Source organism: Xanthomonas bromi (assembly GCF_900092025.1).
Taxonomy (GTDB): domain Bacteria; phylum Pseudomonadota; class Gammaproteobacteria; order Xanthomonadales; family Xanthomonadaceae; genus Xanthomonas; species Xanthomonas bromi.
In genome coordinates, this window is sequence record NZ_FLTX01000047.1 from 60,296 (window position 1) to 74,740 (window position 14,445).

At 62.7% G+C, this 14,445-nt stretch carries 13 protein-coding genes; 9 read left to right on the top strand and 4 right to left on the bottom strand.

The window, feature by feature from the left end; genetic code table 11:
- Positions 1 to 39: 39 nt before the first annotated feature.
- Both pnp and XBLMG947_RS23375 read left to right on the top strand, forming a co-directional pair.
- On the top strand, positions 40 to 2,154 hold the full coding sequence (gene pnp / locus XBLMG947_RS15425) for a polyribonucleotide nucleotidyltransferase (RefSeq protein ID WP_065469516.1): 2,115 nt from the start codon (positions 40 to 42) through the stop codon (positions 2,152 to 2,154).
- Between the two features lie 127 nt (positions 2,155 to 2,281).
- Complete coding sequence (locus XBLMG947_RS23375; protein WP_139074405.1) at positions 2,282 to 2,479, top strand: hypothetical protein; 198 nt, start codon at positions 2,282 to 2,284, stop codon at positions 2,477 to 2,479.
- 129 nt (positions 2,480 to 2,608) lie between these two features.
- Here XBLMG947_RS23375 and XBLMG947_RS15430 read toward each other — a convergent pair whose 3' ends face one another.
- From XBLMG947_RS15430 to XBLMG947_RS15440, 3 genes are all read right to left on the bottom strand, one after another.
- Positions 2,609 to 3,661: a DUF2272 domain-containing protein gene (locus XBLMG947_RS15430; protein ID WP_065469517.1), complete on the bottom strand. Its 1,053-nt coding sequence runs from the start codon at positions 3,659 to 3,661 to the stop codon at positions 2,609 to 2,611.
- A gap of 63 nt (positions 3,662 to 3,724) precedes the next feature.
- Positions 3,725 to 4,606 carry a carboxylating nicotinate-nucleotide diphosphorylase gene (gene nadC / locus XBLMG947_RS15435; protein WP_065469518.1) on the bottom strand — a complete coding sequence of 294 codons (882 nt, stop codon included), beginning with the start codon at positions 4,604 to 4,606 and terminating at the stop codon, positions 3,725 to 3,727.
- Complete coding sequence (locus XBLMG947_RS15440) at positions 4,603 to 4,872, bottom strand: Trm112 family protein (protein WP_039420596.1); 270 nt, start codon at positions 4,870 to 4,872, stop codon at positions 4,603 to 4,605. Before XBLMG947_RS15440 ends, nadC begins: the two co-directional genes overlap by 4 nt.
- Before the next feature lie 58 nt (positions 4,873 to 4,930).
- On the opposite strand from XBLMG947_RS15440, the gene purE reads away from it, so the two are divergent.
- Complete coding sequence (gene purE / locus XBLMG947_RS15445; protein WP_065469519.1) at positions 4,931 to 5,434, top strand: 5-(carboxyamino)imidazole ribonucleotide mutase; 504 nt, start codon at positions 4,931 to 4,933, stop codon at positions 5,432 to 5,434.
- A complete protein-coding gene (locus tag XBLMG947_RS15450) occupies positions 5,431 to 6,576 on the top strand; it encodes a 5-(carboxyamino)imidazole ribonucleotide synthase (RefSeq protein WP_065469520.1) in 1,146 nt (381 codons plus the stop codon). Before purE ends, XBLMG947_RS15450 begins: the two co-directional genes overlap by 4 nt.
- 138 nt (positions 6,577 to 6,714) lie before the next feature.
- Here the strand turns inward: XBLMG947_RS15450 and XBLMG947_RS15455 are convergent, their stop codons facing one another.
- Positions 6,715 to 7,293, bottom strand: a complete 579-nt coding sequence (locus XBLMG947_RS15455; protein WP_065469521.1) for a superoxide dismutase — start codon at positions 7,291 to 7,293, stop codon at positions 6,715 to 6,717.
- Positions 7,294 to 7,414: 121 nt separating this feature from the next.
- On the opposite strand from XBLMG947_RS15455, the gene grxD reads away from it, so the two are divergent.
- From grxD to ppnN, 5 genes are all read left to right on the top strand, one after another.
- Entirely contained in the window at positions 7,415 to 7,735 is a 321-nt protein-coding gene (gene grxD, locus XBLMG947_RS15460; protein ID WP_065469522.1) for a Grx4 family monothiol glutaredoxin, read from the top strand.
- Positions 7,732 to 8,475 (top strand): SDR family NAD(P)-dependent oxidoreductase, encoded by a 744-nt coding sequence (locus tag XBLMG947_RS15465; protein ID WP_065469523.1) that lies wholly within the window; start codon positions 7,732 to 7,734, stop codon positions 8,473 to 8,475. Before grxD ends, XBLMG947_RS15465 begins: the two co-directional genes overlap by 4 nt.
- Positions 8,472 to 9,071 (top strand): YhgN family NAAT transporter, encoded by a 600-nt coding sequence (locus XBLMG947_RS15470; protein ID WP_064508074.1) that lies wholly within the window; start codon positions 8,472 to 8,474, stop codon positions 9,069 to 9,071. Before XBLMG947_RS15465 ends, XBLMG947_RS15470 begins: the two co-directional genes overlap by 4 nt.
- A 629-nt stretch (positions 9,072 to 9,700) precedes the next feature.
- Positions 9,701 to 12,958, top strand: a complete 3,258-nt coding sequence (locus tag XBLMG947_RS15475; protein WP_065469524.1) for a TonB-dependent receptor — start codon at positions 9,701 to 9,703, stop codon at positions 12,956 to 12,958.
- Between the two features lie 102 nt (positions 12,959 to 13,060).
- Positions 13,061 to 14,445: nucleotide 5'-monophosphate nucleosidase PpnN (gene ppnN / locus XBLMG947_RS15480; protein WP_065469525.1), on the top strand; the 1,385-nt coding region annotated here is incomplete at its 3' end.

The window sequence follows — 14,445 nt, forward strand, 5'->3', positions numbered from 1 at the left end:
CGGTCCAACGAAGACAGTTACACCTAAGGAAAAACCTCCGTGGCAAAAATCACCAAAACCTTCCAGTACGGCAAGCACACCGTCACTCTTGAGACGGGCGAAATCGCTCGCCAGGCAGGCGGCGCCGTCCTCGTCAAGTTCGACGACACCGTACTGCTGGTCACCGCCGTCGCCGCCAAGAGCGCGCGCGAAGGGCAGGACTTCTTTCCCCTGACGGTCGATTATCAGGAGAAGTTCTACGCCGGCGGCCGCATCCCGGGCGGCTTTTTCAAGCGCGAAGGACGTGCGACCGAGAAGGAAACGTTGATCTCGCGCCTGATCGACCGCCCGATCCGTCCGCTGTTCCCGGAGGACTACAAGAACGAAGTGCAGATCATCGCCACCGTGATGTCGATGAACCCGGACATCGACGGCGATATCGCCGCGCTGATCGGCGCATCGGCCGCGCTGTCGCTGGCCGGCACCCCGTTCAACGGCCCGATCGCTGCGGCGAAGGTCGGTTACAAGAACGGCGAATACATTCTCAACCCGACCGTGACCGAGCTGAAGGATTCGCAGCTGGAGCTGGTTGTGGCCGGTACCGCCAACGCGGTGCTGATGGTCGAATCCGAAGCCGAGCTGCTGTCGGAAGAAGTGATGCTGGGCGCTGTGACGTTTGGCCATCGCGAGATGCAGAAGGTCATCAACATCATCAACGAGCTGACCGTCGAAGCCGGCACCAAGCCGTCCGATTGGGTGGCCCCGGCGAAGAATGACGGCATGATCGCCGCACTGAAGGACGCGGTGGGCGATCAGCTCGCGTCGGCGTTCCAGGTGCGCGACAAGCTGCAGCGCCGCGATGCGATTTCGGCGATCAAGAAGGACGTGCTGGGGTCGCTGGCGCCGCGCGCCACCGTCGAAGGCTGGGCTGCCGGTGATCTGTCGAAGGAATTCGGCGAGCTGGAATACCAGACCATGCGTGGCTCGGTGCTGAGCACCAAGGTGCGCATCGACGGCCGTGCGCTGGATACCGTGCGTCCGATCAGCGCCAAGGCCGGCGTGTTGCCGCGTACCCATGGCTCGGCGTTGTTCACCCGCGGCGAGACCCAGGCGATCGTGATCACCACGCTGGGTACCGCACGCGACGGTCAGGTCATCGACGCGGTGTCGGGCGAGTACAAAGAGAACTTCCTGTTCCATTACAACTTCCCTCCGTACTCGGTTGGCGAATGCGGTCGCTTCGGCGCGCCGAAGCGTCGCGAAATCGGCCACGGCCGTCTGGCCAAGCGCGGCGTGCTGGCCGTGATGCCGAGCCTGGAAGAATTCCCGTACACCATTCGCGTGGTTTCGGAAATCACCGAGTCCAACGGTTCCTCGTCGATGGCATCGGTCTGCGGCAGCTCGCTGGCGCTGATGGATGCCGGTGTGCCGATCAAGGCGCCGGTCGCCGGTATCGCGATGGGCCTGGTGAAGGAAGGCAACGACTTCGTGGTGCTCTCCGACATTCTGGGTGACGAAGATCACCTGGGCGACATGGACTTCAAGGTGGCCGGTACTGCCGAAGGCGTGTCCGCGCTGCAGATGGACATCAAGATCGAAGGCATCACCGAAGAGATCATGAAGCAGGCACTGCAGCAGGCCAAGGCTGGTCGTCTGCACATCCTGGGCGAGATGGCGCATGCACTGACCACCCCGCGCCTGGAACTGAGCGACTACGCGCCGCGTCTGCTGACCATCAAGATTCACCCGGACAAGATTCGCGAAGTGATCGGCAAGGGCGGCTCGACCATCCAGGCGATCACCAAGGAAACCGGCACGCAGATCGACATCCAGGACGACGGCACGATCATCATCGCCTCGGTCAACGCGATTGCCGCGCAGGCTGCCAAGTCGCGCATCGAGCAGATCACCTCGGACGTGGAGCCGGGCCGCATCTACGAAGGCAAGGTCGCCAAGATCATGGACTTCGGCGCGTTCGTCACCATCCTGCCGGGCAAGGACGGCCTGGTGCACGTCTCGCAGATTTCCAGCGAGCGCGTGGAGAAGGTCGGCGACAAGTTGAAGGAAGGCGATCTGGTCCGCGTCAAGGTGCTGGAAGTGGACAAGCAGGGCCGTATCCGTCTGTCGATCAAGGCAGTGGAAGAAGGCGAGGGCGTGCCGGCTTCGGCCGAGTAATCGCCGCTGCAGTGCACTGAGAAAAGCGGGCTTCGGCCCGCTTTTTTTATGCAGATGATTTGCCGCTTCCCGTTTGCTGCGTCATGTACCTCGAGCAGCCTGCAGCATGCTGCGCGTTTGACAGCGCATGCCAAACGAGCTGCTTTTGTTCGTTGTCATGGAAAACAGATTCACGTTTGCGGCAACGGATGCGCGGCGCAAAGGACTGCCGCAATTGAGAACCCGGCCGCTGCGCCGCATTTTTTACCAGCCGTTTTCAGCCAACCAAGGGTTCGCTCTTCCCTTCTTCCCATGCATGGGAGAGGTAGCGCGCAGCGCCGTATGAGGGCGCACTGAAACACGAGCGAACTGCAGCGCTCATCCCGATACAAACGACCCGATCCGCGCCGTGGCATGTTGCTTCAGTGGTGATCCACCAGGAACGTATCGAGGTGCAGGAATATTGCCTCCGGGCTCAGCCGGACTGCGGGGTCGGCGCCGGCGGCGTCTCCGGACGTGGTGGCACCACACGCGGAAAGCCGGGCGGCATGGTCTGCTCGGTCGGTAGCCTGACGGGCGCAGGCAATGCTTCGGTCGGTGGCGGCGCAACCAGCGCTGCATCAGGACGCAGTTTCAGCAGCGCGGCCCAGTCGCGGCGATTGAAGTCGCACAGTTCTTCCTTGGCTGGCGTGCATTCGCTGGCGATGCCCAGGCTGTCCTCGTTCTGGTCCTGGCTGCCGTCCGATTGCGGTGTTGGCAACACCACCCGGCCGGCGCGGTCCAGTGGCATCTTGCGCATCATCACCGTGTTGAACACGTTGCCGCCAATCAGGTACAGCGTGCGATCGCCGCCGACGTTGGTAGCCACCACGACGTCGCAATGCGATTGCCATGGCATCGGTGCGCTGTCGCCAAGCGCAGCTTTCAGGCCCACGTAGCCGAGCGCCACGCTGCGCCCGCGCAACAGACACAGCATGTCGCCTGGAGCAGGTTTCTCCACCGCCGGATCGGTGAATTGATACGGACCGGTGGCGCCGTCGTTGTAGGCGCTGCGAATGTAATCCAGATGGCGTGCGGAGCGATGAAAACCGCTCAGGCCCGACTGCGTCGTCACCCAGGAAATGAAAGCAGCCGACCACGGGTTATCGATCAGAAACGCGCGGCAATCGCTGGCGGTGTAGCGCGTGCCGTCCAGTGCCGCACAGCTGGAAGCACCGGGACGCCCGCCCATCGAGACAAGCGTGCCGCTGTCGCGCCAGTAGCCTGCAACGCGCTGCCACGCGATCACGCCGTGGTCGGCCAGATAGCCCGATTCGGCTTCGGTCACGCCCAGGCTGGCCAGGCGACCCTTGGCATCGATAAACGGACGCTGCCACAAACGGTGCTCGTTGCAGGCCGTGCGCACGATGGCGATGGCCGCAGGGCTGGTGCCGAAACGCTGTGGCACATCGCACACTTCTGCAGCCGCAGCGCTGCCTCCTAATCCTGCAAGCAGCAGGCACATCCACGGCCACGGTCTTGCGGTCATCGAACATCCTGCACAAAAGCAATCGCAGCAGGCTGCCAGAGCGGCCTGCGCGCAGACGTGAAATCAGTGCGGCGACGGGCCGAGTTTCAGCGACAGATCCACTGCCTGCACATGCTTGGTGAGCCCGCCAATCGAAATGCAGTCCACGCCGTCTTCGGCAATCGCGCGAATGCCAGCCAGATCCACGCTGCCGGAGACTTCCAGCGGAATGCGTCGTTCGCGCGGCAATGCGGCTACGATGCGCACCGCTTCGCGGCGCATGGGCTGATCGAAGTCGTCGATCAGGATGCGCGTGCAGCCGACCTGCAGTGCTTCATGCAGTTGCTCCAGCGTTTCCACTTCCACCACCAGCGGCAGTTGCGGTTGCTGCACGCGTGCGGCATGCACCGCAGCGCTCAGCGAACCGGCAGCGCGGATGTGGTTTTCTTTGAGCATCACCGTGTCGAACAATCCGATGCGGTGATTGTCGCCACCGCCGCAGCGCACGGCATATTTCTGCGCGGCGCGCAGTCCCGGCAGCGTCTTGCGGGTGTCCAGGATGCGCGCATGTGTCCCGGCCACTGCAGCCACATACGCTGCGGTGGTGGTGGCGGTGGCCGACAGCGTCTGCATGAAATTGAGCGAGGTGCGCTCGGCGCTGACCAGGCTGCGACTGCGTCCCTGCAGAAGTGCGAGCACCGTGCCGGCGCTGACGTGCTGACCCTCGTGCACCTGCCAGTCGATGCGCACCTGCGGGTCGAGCGCGCGATGAGTGGCATCGAACCAGGGCCGGCCGGCGATCACGGCGTCCTGCTTGCACAGCAAGTACGCGCTGTCGGCTTGATCGGGCAGCAGCGCAGCAGTCACATCGCCAGTGCCGATGTCTTCGGCCAGCGCGCGCGCCACATCGGCATCGACCAACGCGGCTGGCGGTGCCTCCGGCAGCGTATGCACTGATGCATTCACTTTTCGGGGAAATCGGTGATCTGCGCAGTGCCGATGGCCTCTTCGGCCAGCAGCACCGGAATGCCGTCGTCGACGCGGAAGATCTGCTTGCGGTCGCGGGTGATCAAGGCCTCGCGCAGCGGCTGGCTTTGCGCGGTGCCGTCGGCGCGCTGCAGGTTTCCAGCGGCGATGGCGGTGTTGAGTGCTTCCAGGCCCTTGCCGTCGAGCAGCGACAGCGGCTGGCGGGTGTCGGGCGAGCACAGCAGGTCGAGCAGTTTGCGATCCATCGAAGTCTTGTCTTGCGTGGAGATTGGCTAGAATACGTCTTTACCGCAGGGCAGGGCCATGACCTCCAACCACTCCGCGCCGCTGGTCGGCATCGTGATGGGCTCCCGTTCGGATTGGGAGACCATGCAGCACGCAGCTCAGAAGCTCGACGCGCTGGGCGTGCCGTATGAAGTCAAGGTGGTCTCGGCGCACCGCACGCCGGACGTTTTGTTTACCTACGCCGAACAGGCGAGTGAACGCGGGTTGCGCGCCATCATTGCCGGTGCGGGCGGCGCGGCGCATCTGCCGGGCATGCTGGCCGCCAAGACTGCAGTGCCGGTGCTGGGCGTGCCGGTGCAGTCCAAGGCGCTCAACGGCATGGATTCGCTGTTGTCGATCGTGCAGATGCCGGCAGGCATTCCGGTGGCCACCTTTGCCATCGGCAATGCGGGGGCGGCCAATGCGGCGTTGTTTGCGGTGGCCATGCTGGCGCCCGAGCAGGCGCAGATCGGCCAGGCGCTGGCGCAATTTCGCGCCAAGCAGACCGACGATGTCATGGCCAGCGACGACCCGCGCCAATGAGCGCTGTCGGCATTCTCGGTGGTGGCCAATTGGCGCGCATGTTGGTGCTGGCCGGTGCGCCGCTCGGCATACGCTTTGCGGTGTTCGATCCGGCGGACGATGCCTGTGCAGGGCAGGTGGGGCCGCTGCAGGTTGGCGCATTCGATGATGCTGCCGCACTTGCCGCATTCGCCGAGCAGGTGGATGTGATCACCTTCGATTTCGAAAATGTGCCGGCTACCAGCGCGCAGCAACTCGCCGCGCAGGTGCCGGTGTATCCGAGTCCGGCTGCGCTTGCCGTTGCGCAGGATCGCCTCAGCGAAAAAACCTTGTTCCGCGCACTCGGTATTCCAGTGCCGGAGTTTGCCGCGATCGACGACCGTGCCGGCCTGGATGTCGCGCTCGCGCGGATCGGCACGCCGTGCGTGCTGAAGACCCGCCGCTTCGGCTACGACGGCAAGGGCCAGTTCCGCATCAAGAAGCTTGCCGATGCCGATGCAGCGTGGGACGCATTGGGCGCGCAGGCGGCGAGCGTTGGGCTGATCGTGGAAGCTTTTGTGCCGTTCCAGCGTGAGGTCAGCGTCGTCGCTGTGCGTGGGCGCGACGGTGAATTCCGCGCCTGGCCGCTGACCGAAAACTGGCATGTGGACGGCGTGCTGTCGGCCAGCCTGGCACCGGCAAGTGCAGACCCAGCACTACAAGCCACGGCCGAATCGCACGCGTGCGCAGTGGCGGAAAAGCTCGACTATGTCGGCGTATTTGCGCTGGAACTGTTCGTGCGCGACGGTGAGCTGCTGGCCAACGAAATGGCGCCGCGCGTGCACAACTCGGGGCATTGGACCATCGAGGGCGCCGAGACGTCGCAGTTCGAAAATCATGTGCGTGCCGTACTCGGCTTGCCGCTGGGCAGCACGGCGATGCGCGGCCACGCCTGCATGCTCAACTGGCTGGGCGCGATGCCGGACGCCACGGCGTTTCTGGCGGTGCCGGGTGGACATTGGCACGACTACGGCAAGCAAGCGCGCGATGGCCGCAAGGTCGGGCACGCAACACTGCGTGCGGAGACAGTGAAGGCGCTTGCACTTGCGGTGAGCGATGCAGGCGCGGCATTGCAGCGCGATGCGCAGGTTCGTCCGGTGGTTGCGCGCTTAAACGAAGCATGATGCGCGCCGCGCATTGGCAGCGATCCGGCGCTGCGTGACGCGTTTTCTGCGATGACGCGTTGTTGTCGGGTCCGAAAATTCTCGGTAGCGTCTGGTCGCAGATGAGCCAATCCTCATCTGCTATCAAACGCTAGGCGGTCAGCTCAGCCTGCTTGCGACAAAATCCCAGCTGACCAGTTTCCAGAAGGCATCCAGGTAGCGCGCGCGATCCTGCTGGTAGTCCAGGTAATACGCGTGCTCCCAGATGTCGCAGGCGAGTAGCGGGATGTCCGGACCGGTGAGCGGGGTGGAGGCATTGGGTGTGGCGACCACAGCCAGCGTGCCGTCCGGGCGCTGCACCAGCCATACCCATCCCGAGCCGAAGCTGGTTAACGCAACGCGATTGAACTCCTGCTTGAAGTGCACGACGTCGCCGAACGATTTGGCGATGCTGTCGGCCAGCCGCCCGAGCGGCTCGCCGCCAGCGCGCGGACGCAGGCACTGCCAGTAGAAATTGTGGTTCCACACCTGCGCGGCAAGATGAAACAGCGTGCCCTGCGCCTGCGCGATGATCTCTTCCAGCGTCAGCTCGGCAAATTCGCTGGTCTCGATGCGCGCATTCAGGCGTTCGACCTCGCTGCGGTGACAGACGCCGTGATGCGCCTCCAGTGTCGCAGACGACAGATGCGGCTCGAGGGCAGCGCGGGAATAAGGCAATGCAATGTGTTCGATCGGCATGATGGCAGTGGCAGCGAAGGGAGTGCGGCGACAGGTCGCGCTGAAGGCTTACAATGCGCGCCTTTGCGGAAGTCTATCCGACCCGGCGGTCGGGCCTGCCGCTCACAGTCAGGAGAGTCCAATGCCGGTGATGGAAAGGATCCAGGCCGAAGTCGAACAACACCCGATCGTGCTGTTCATGAAAGGCACCCCGCACTTCCCGATGTGCGAGTTTTCCAGTCGCGCCGTGCAGGCCCTGGTGGCCGCCGGTGCCGATCAGCTGCACACGGTCAACGTGCTTGAAGAGCCGGAAGTGCGCGCCAATCTGCCGCGCTATTCCAACTGGCCGACCTTCCCGCAGCTGTTCATCCATGGCGAGCTGATCGGCGGTTGCGACATCACGTTGGAACTGTTTGAAGCCGGCGAGCTCAAGCGCATCGTCAGCGAGGCGTACCAGCCGTGAGTTCGGCGCGGGCCCAGGCTCAAACTGCTGCCTTGTCGGGACGCGTGGTGCTGATCACTGGCGCCGCCGGTGGCCTCGGCGCTGCCGCGGCGAAGGCATGTGCCGTTGCTGGCGCCACGGTGGTCTTGCTTGGGCGCAAGCTGCGCCCGCTGGAGCGCGTCTATGACGCAGTGGCCGCGCTGGGTGCCGAGCCGCTGCTGTATCCGCTGGATCTGGCCGGTGCCACGCCGGACGACTACGCCGCACTCGCGCAACGGTTGCAGTCCGAGCTTGGCGGCCTGCATGGCCTGCTGCAATGCGCTGCCGACTTTGCCGGCCTGACGCCGGCCGAGCTCGCCGCGCCCGCGGATTTCGCGCGCAGCTTGCACGTCAACCTGACCGCCCGCGCGTGGCTGACCCAGGCGTGCCTGCCGCTATTGCGTCAGCAGCACGACGCGGCACTGGTCTTCGTGGTCGACGACCCCGCGCGCGTCGGCCAGGCCTATTGGGGGGCGTATGGCGCTGCCCAGCATGCGCAGCGCGGCCTGATCGCCATCTTGCATCATGAAACGGCCGCCGGCCCGGTCCGCGTCAGCGGCTTGCAGCCCGGCCCGATGCGCACTGCATTACGCGCACGCGCCTTCACCCATCAGGAAGACAGCGACGCGGTCGATGCCGCACGTTACGCCCCTGCATGCGTCAGCGTATTGTCCGCCGCAGGGGCGACGCATCGCGGTGCGATCTGGAGTCCGTCGGTATGACCATTCTTTCTGCGGCGCTGCTGCTGTTCCTGATCCTCGACCCGCTGGGCAACATTCCGGTGTTTCTCAGCGTGCTCAAGCCGCTGCCGCCCAAGCGCCAACGCTTCGTGCTGGCGCGTGAATTGCTGATTGCCCTGTGCGTGTTGATGGCGTTTCTGTGGGGCGGCAAGTACGCCTTGGAGCTGATGCATCTGCGCCAGGAATCGGTGGCCATCGCCGGCGGCATCGTGCTGTTCCTGATCGGCATCCGCATGATCTTCCCGCGACCCGAAGGCCTGATGGGCGAAATCCCCGACGGCGAGCCCTTCATCGTGCCGCTGGCGATTCCGCTGGTGGCCGGCCCGTCCGGCATGGCGGCGGTGATGCTCATGGGCAGCAACGAACCCACGCGGCTCTGGGACTGGAGCCTGGCCCTGATGATCGCCTGGATCGGTGCTTCGTCGATCCTCGCCTCCGCACCGCTGTTGTACAAATTGCTCGGACACCGCGCGCTGACGGCCATCGAGCGCCTGATGGGCATGCTGCTGGTCGCCATTTCGGTGCAGATGTTCCTGGATGGCCTTGGCACATACTTCAAGCTGCCGGTCTCGATCTAGCGTGGCTGCTGGGGGAGGGGGCCCTGCGGATATCGTCGGCGTACGCGCGGGAGCATGCACCGAAGGTTGTTTCAACCCCTTCCCACCGTATTGGATGTGCCCGCTGCCCATGGGTCTGGTCGCTGGCCACTGAGGCATATCCCCAGGTTAAGTGGAGTAGGCATCGGGCCACAGGCGGATGCGGGGGGCGAAGCAGTGATTGGTCGCAGACCACGTCTCAGGGGATCCGCTCGGTCCGGCAACGCGGAAGTAAGGCGTCATATTCCGAAGGGGCATCTGCCGATGACGACGACCGATGCAGCGGGCATCCTATGGGCGCTCAACGTCTTGGATCGCTCGGATCCTCGGTAGCGCCGATAGGCGCCTGAAACCGCTACGGGTGTCTCGTTCCCATTGCGACCTTGCGCAATCTGGCGCTTGCGCCTCAGATGCGCAGTTCATGTTGCAGTGCGCGAGGTTTGTCACGCCGCCGTCACAATCAGGCCTTAGCGTGTTAATCTGTTGTTAACCGTTGCGGCTGCAACTAGCCGCGCGGCAAGGGACCCCAGATCATCGGCAGCCCACCCCCGGGAACGGTTGGGCTGACTGCGCCTTTTTGTCACTGCCCAACCTGTATCGAGGCTACCGAAATGACCCACCCCCGTTGTCTCCGCATGTCCAAGCTGACGCTTGGCCTTGTCGCCGCGCTCGCCGCCGCTCCTGTGTTCGCACAGAGCACCTCCGCCGGCGTCGCCGGCCTGGTCACCAGCAGCGGCGGTCAGCCGGTGCCGAATGCCGAAGTCACGATCACCCACGTCGAATCGGGCACCGTCAGCCGCGCCACCACCGATGCCAGCGGCCGCTATAACGCGCGCGGCCTGCGTGTGGGTGGGCCGTACACGATCACCATCACCAAGTCCGGTGAAGGTACCAAGACCGAAGAGGGTGTTTACCTGAACCTCAATCAGGTCAATACGGTCAATGCGGATCTCAAGGGCGATATCGCCGCCACCAACCTCGAAGCTGTCCAAGTGATGGCTGTGGCCGGCGGCTCGGACCTGTTCAGTGCATACAAGATGGGCACCGGTACCAACGTTTCGCGCGAGACCATCGAGTCGCTGCCGTCGGTCAACCGGAATATTCAGGACTATATCCGCCTGGATCCGCGCATTTCTCAGGTCAGCAAGGCGGATGGTGCGATTTCCGTCGGCGGCCAGAACACGCGCTATAACGCCATTCGTATCGACGGTATTGGCGCAGGCGATCCGTTTGGTCTGGAATCCAACAATCTGCCGACCGAGCGTCAGCCGGTGTCCATGGACGCCATCCAGGAAATCAACATCGATGTTGCCAACTACGACACAACGATTTCAGGCGGTACCGGCGCAGTGATCAATGCGGTCACCAAATCGGGCACCAACAATTTCGGCGGCACGGTCTATTACGCTTATCGCGATAAGGACATGGTGCGCAAAGAACTGGAAGGCGTTCGTTTCAACGGCTTCGACGACGAAAAGACCTATGGCATGACGCTGGGCGGTCCGATCGTCAAAGACAAGCTGTTCTTCTTCGCCAATTACGAAAAGATGGAGCGTTCGGCGCCGGGTATCAGCCTGACCGATTCGCCTTACGGCAAGGGCAACATCACCGACGCCGATATCGCGCGCGCGCAGCAGATCGCCACCGGCTACGGCTTCAACGCCGGCTCGCTGGCTCAGCCGGCCAACAGCACCGAAGTCGAAGAATATGCGCTGAAGATCGACTGGAACATCAACGAAAATCATCGTGCTGCCGTGCGTTACAACAAGCTCGAGCAGAACGTCGTGCGCTTCCCGCAGATCAGCAACAGCGCCGTGTCGTTGAGCACTTTCTGGTACCAGCAGCCGAAGACCTACGAATCCTGGATGGGAGAGCTGTTCAGCGATTGGTCCGACAATTTCTCGACCGAATTCAAGCTGTCGCGCAAGGAATACTCGGCAATCCGCGAGCCGTATTCGACCCTGCCGCAGATCCAGGTGCGTGGCTTCGGCGGCACCACGGTCAACAATTCGCTGTACTTCGGTACCGAGCAAAACTCGCATGTCAACGCGTTAGAGAGCAAGGAGTTGAGCGCCTTCGGTGCCGCCACCTGGTACGTTGGCGACCACACCGTCAAGTTCGGTTTCGACTATTCCGACAACGACCTGCTGAACTATTACGGCCGTAACCTCAACGGCGTGTACGTGTTCAACAACCTCAACGATTTCGCCGCGGGCCGCGTCAACCAGTACATCGTGCGCGCGCCGCGTCCAGGCGGCAGCTACGACGATATCCCCGCCGAGTACACGCTGAAGAATACCGGTCTGTTCCTGCAGGACAGCTGGGCGGTCAACAGCAACCTGACCGTACAAGGTGGTGTGCGCGTCGATATGCCGGACTTCAGCGATCAGCGCCTGTACAACCCACGCATCATGTCGCTGTACGGCTACGACAACACCCAGTTGCCCGACGACAAGCTGGTACAGCCGCGCTTCGGTTTCAACTACACCTTCGATAGCGAACGTCCGACGCAGCTGCGTGGTGGGCTGGGTCTGTTTGGCGGTGCGGCGCCTAACGTCTGGCTCGCAGGTGTCTACCAGAATACCGGTCTGAATTACACCGAATACACTGTCAATAACCCGGTTGGTATTTTTACTCCCAATACTAATCCCCCCTATATCCCAAGCAGTGGCGCGGGCGCGCGCCAGAATGTAGATATCGCTGCGTCTGATCTGAAGCTTCCGTCGGTGTGGAAGACCAATCTCGCCTTTGATCACGAGTTGCCTTGGTATGGCATCGTTGCCTCTGCCGAAGTGGTCTATACGAAGGTCAATAACGCGATATACCTCGAGCGTCTGGACCTTTACAACCAGGCTGGCGTCGGCGCAACGCGCATCGGCCAGGATGGGCGTGAGCTGTACTGGAATGCAGCGGGCTATCTGCCGTCCGCAGGCAATAACACCTCTGTCCAGAATGGCCAGACCACCAGCCTTGGTTCCGTCAACGGCAAGGCGAATCGCCCAACCGACATGGGCGATGTAATGCTCATGCGCAATACCGACAAGGGCGACGGCAAGCAGTTCACTTTCGGTCTGAACAAGCCGCTGATCAACAACTGGGGCTGGTCGCTGGCGTATACCTATACTGCTGCGACGGAAGTCAGCCCGCTGACCAGTTCGCAGAACACCTCTAACTGGGGTGGCACGCTGATCGGCACGGCCAACGAGAACGTGGCCTACGACTCGCGCTACGCGCTCAAGGACCGCATCACCGGCTCGCTCAACTGGAAGAAGGCGTTTTTCGGGAAGTACAACACCAGCGTCGGTTTGTTCTATGAAGGCCGTTCTGGTCGTCCCTTCAGCTACATCTACTACAACGACATGAATGGTGATGCAGCTGCGACCTCTGGTAACGGCTACTTCAATGACCTGTTCTACGTGCCAAAGGGTCCTGGCGATGTTCTGTGGACTCGCGGTGCTGCAATGGAGCAGCAATTCTTCGATTGGCTGGCAAAGCATCCCGATTTGGCTGCTTACAGGGGGCAGATCGCCCCGGCGAATGAGTTCCGCACCAAGTGGGTAAACAGCTTCGATGTGCACATCAGTCAGGAGTTGCCGGGACTGTTCGAGGGCCATAAGACCGAACTTGCGCTGGACATCATGAACGTGGGTAACCTGCTCAACAAGAAGTGGGGTCGCATTGAAGACTATGGCTTCAACTCCACTGCCCGCGTCGCCAGCTATGCAGGTATCGATCCTGCGACTGGTAAGTACATCTACAACTTCAGCGGTACGACCGACGAGCCTACCGTGCAGGAAAACAACAATGACAAAGGCAACACCGGCGTTTCCCGCTGGTCAATGCAGCTGACCTTGAAGTACAAGTTCTAAAAAACCTGAGAAGTAAGCAGCAAAAACGGCCGGGCCCTCCCGGTCGTTTTCTTTTGCGTGGGTGAGTACGCTAAAGTTCTGTGCATACGACAGGAGCAAGCTATGGAACTCAGCAGTACGGCAGCACGGGCGCTGCCGGTGGTGGATGCGCGGATCTACCCGCGCGGTGGCCTGGATGTGTTGTCCAAGGCAGAAGTAGCCAGATTGCGTGATGCCTCCAGCGGTGGCTTGCATGAGCTGTTGCGCCGTTGTGCGCTGGCCGTGCTGACCAGCGGCAGCGCATCGGACGACCCGCGCGCCGCACGCGATCTTTACCCGGATTTCGACATCCAGGTGAACCAGCAAGACCGTGGCATCCGCATCGATCTGATCAACGCGCCGGCAATGGCGTTCGTCGACGGCGAGATCATCCGCGGCGTGGCAGAGCTGCTGTTTGCCGTCGTGCGCGACCTTGCTTACATGGCCATCGAACTCGAAGCGCAACGCGCCGATCTGGACACCAGCGAGGGCATCACCAATGCCGTGTTCGGCCAGCTACGCAATGCGCGCATCTTGCAGCCGTTGGATCCGAACTTGGTTGTGTGCTGGGGCGGGCATTCCATCTCGCGCGATGAATACCTGTACACCAAGCAGGTCGGCTATGAGCTCGGCCTGCGTGGGCTGGATATCTGCACCGGCTGCGGCCCGGGCGCAATGAAGGGCCCCATGAAGGGTGCCACCATCGCGCATGCCAAACAGCGTAAACACAATACCCGCTACATTGGCGTCACCGAGCCCGGCATCATCGCCGCCGAATCGCCGAACCCGATCGTCAACCATCTGGTGATCATGCCGGACATCGAAAAGCGCCTCGAAGCCTTCGTCCGCATCGGACACGGCATCCTGGTATTCCCGGGCGGCGTCGGCACGGCGGAAGAAATTCTCTACCTGCTCGGCATCCTGCTGCGCGAGGAAAATGCTGATTTGCCGTTCCCGCTGATTCTCACCGGGCCGACCATCGCTGCGCCGTACTTCGAGCAGATCGACCGGTTCATCCGCCTGACCCTGGGTGACGCTGCCGCCTCGCGCTACGAGATCATCGTCGGCGATCCGGTCGCCGTGGCGCGCCGCATGGCCGAAGGAGTCCACGAGGTGCGCGCGCACCGCAAGGACCAGAAGGACTCGTATTACTTCAACTGGTCGGTGCACATCCCGCTCGAGTATCAGCAACCGTTCGAGCCCAGCCACGAAGCGATGGCCGCACTGGACCTGCACCACGGCCGCCCGGCACCGGCCCTGGCCGCCGACCTGCGCCGCGCCTTCTCCGGCATCGTCGCCGGCAACGTCAAGGAAGACGGCATGCGCCGCATCGAGCAATTCGGCCCATTCGAGATCCACGGCGATCCAGACATCATGCAGGCCCTGGACGAACTCCTGCGCGGCTTCGTCGAGCAACGGCGGATGAAGATATCGGGGAATTACCGGCCCTGTTATCGGGTGGTGACCTA

Bases quoted from the DNA above. Each gene is read 5' to 3' on its own strand.
- XBLMG947_RS23375 (WP_139074405.1), top strand. From the start codon at position 2,282: ATGCCAAACGAGCTGCTTTTGTTCGTTGTCATGGAAAACAGATTCACG.
- XBLMG947_RS15430 (WP_065469517.1), bottom strand. From the start codon at position 3,661: ATGACCGCAAGACCGTGGCCGTGGATGTGCCTGCTGCTTGCAGGATTA.
- XBLMG947_RS15440 (WP_039420596.1), bottom strand. From the start codon at position 4,872: ATGGATCGCAAACTGCTCGACCTGCTGTGCTCGCCCGACACCCGCCAG.
- purE (WP_065469519.1), top strand. From the start codon at position 4,931: ATGACCTCCAACCACTCCGCGCCGCTGGTCGGCATCGTGATGGGCTCC.
- XBLMG947_RS15450 (WP_065469520.1), top strand. From the start codon at position 5,431: ATGAGCGCTGTCGGCATTCTCGGTGGTGGCCAATTGGCGCGCATGTTG.
- XBLMG947_RS15455 (WP_065469521.1), bottom strand. From the start codon at position 7,293: ATGCCGATCGAACACATTGCATTGCCTTATTCCCGCGCTGCCCTCGAG.
- grxD (WP_065469522.1), top strand. From the start codon at position 7,415: ATGCCGGTGATGGAAAGGATCCAGGCCGAAGTCGAACAACACCCGATC.
- XBLMG947_RS15470 (WP_064508074.1), top strand. From the start codon at position 8,472: ATGACCATTCTTTCTGCGGCGCTGCTGCTGTTCCTGATCCTCGACCCG.
- XBLMG947_RS15475 (WP_065469524.1), top strand. From the start codon at position 9,701: ATGACCCACCCCCGTTGTCTCCGCATGTCCAAGCTGACGCTTGGCCTT.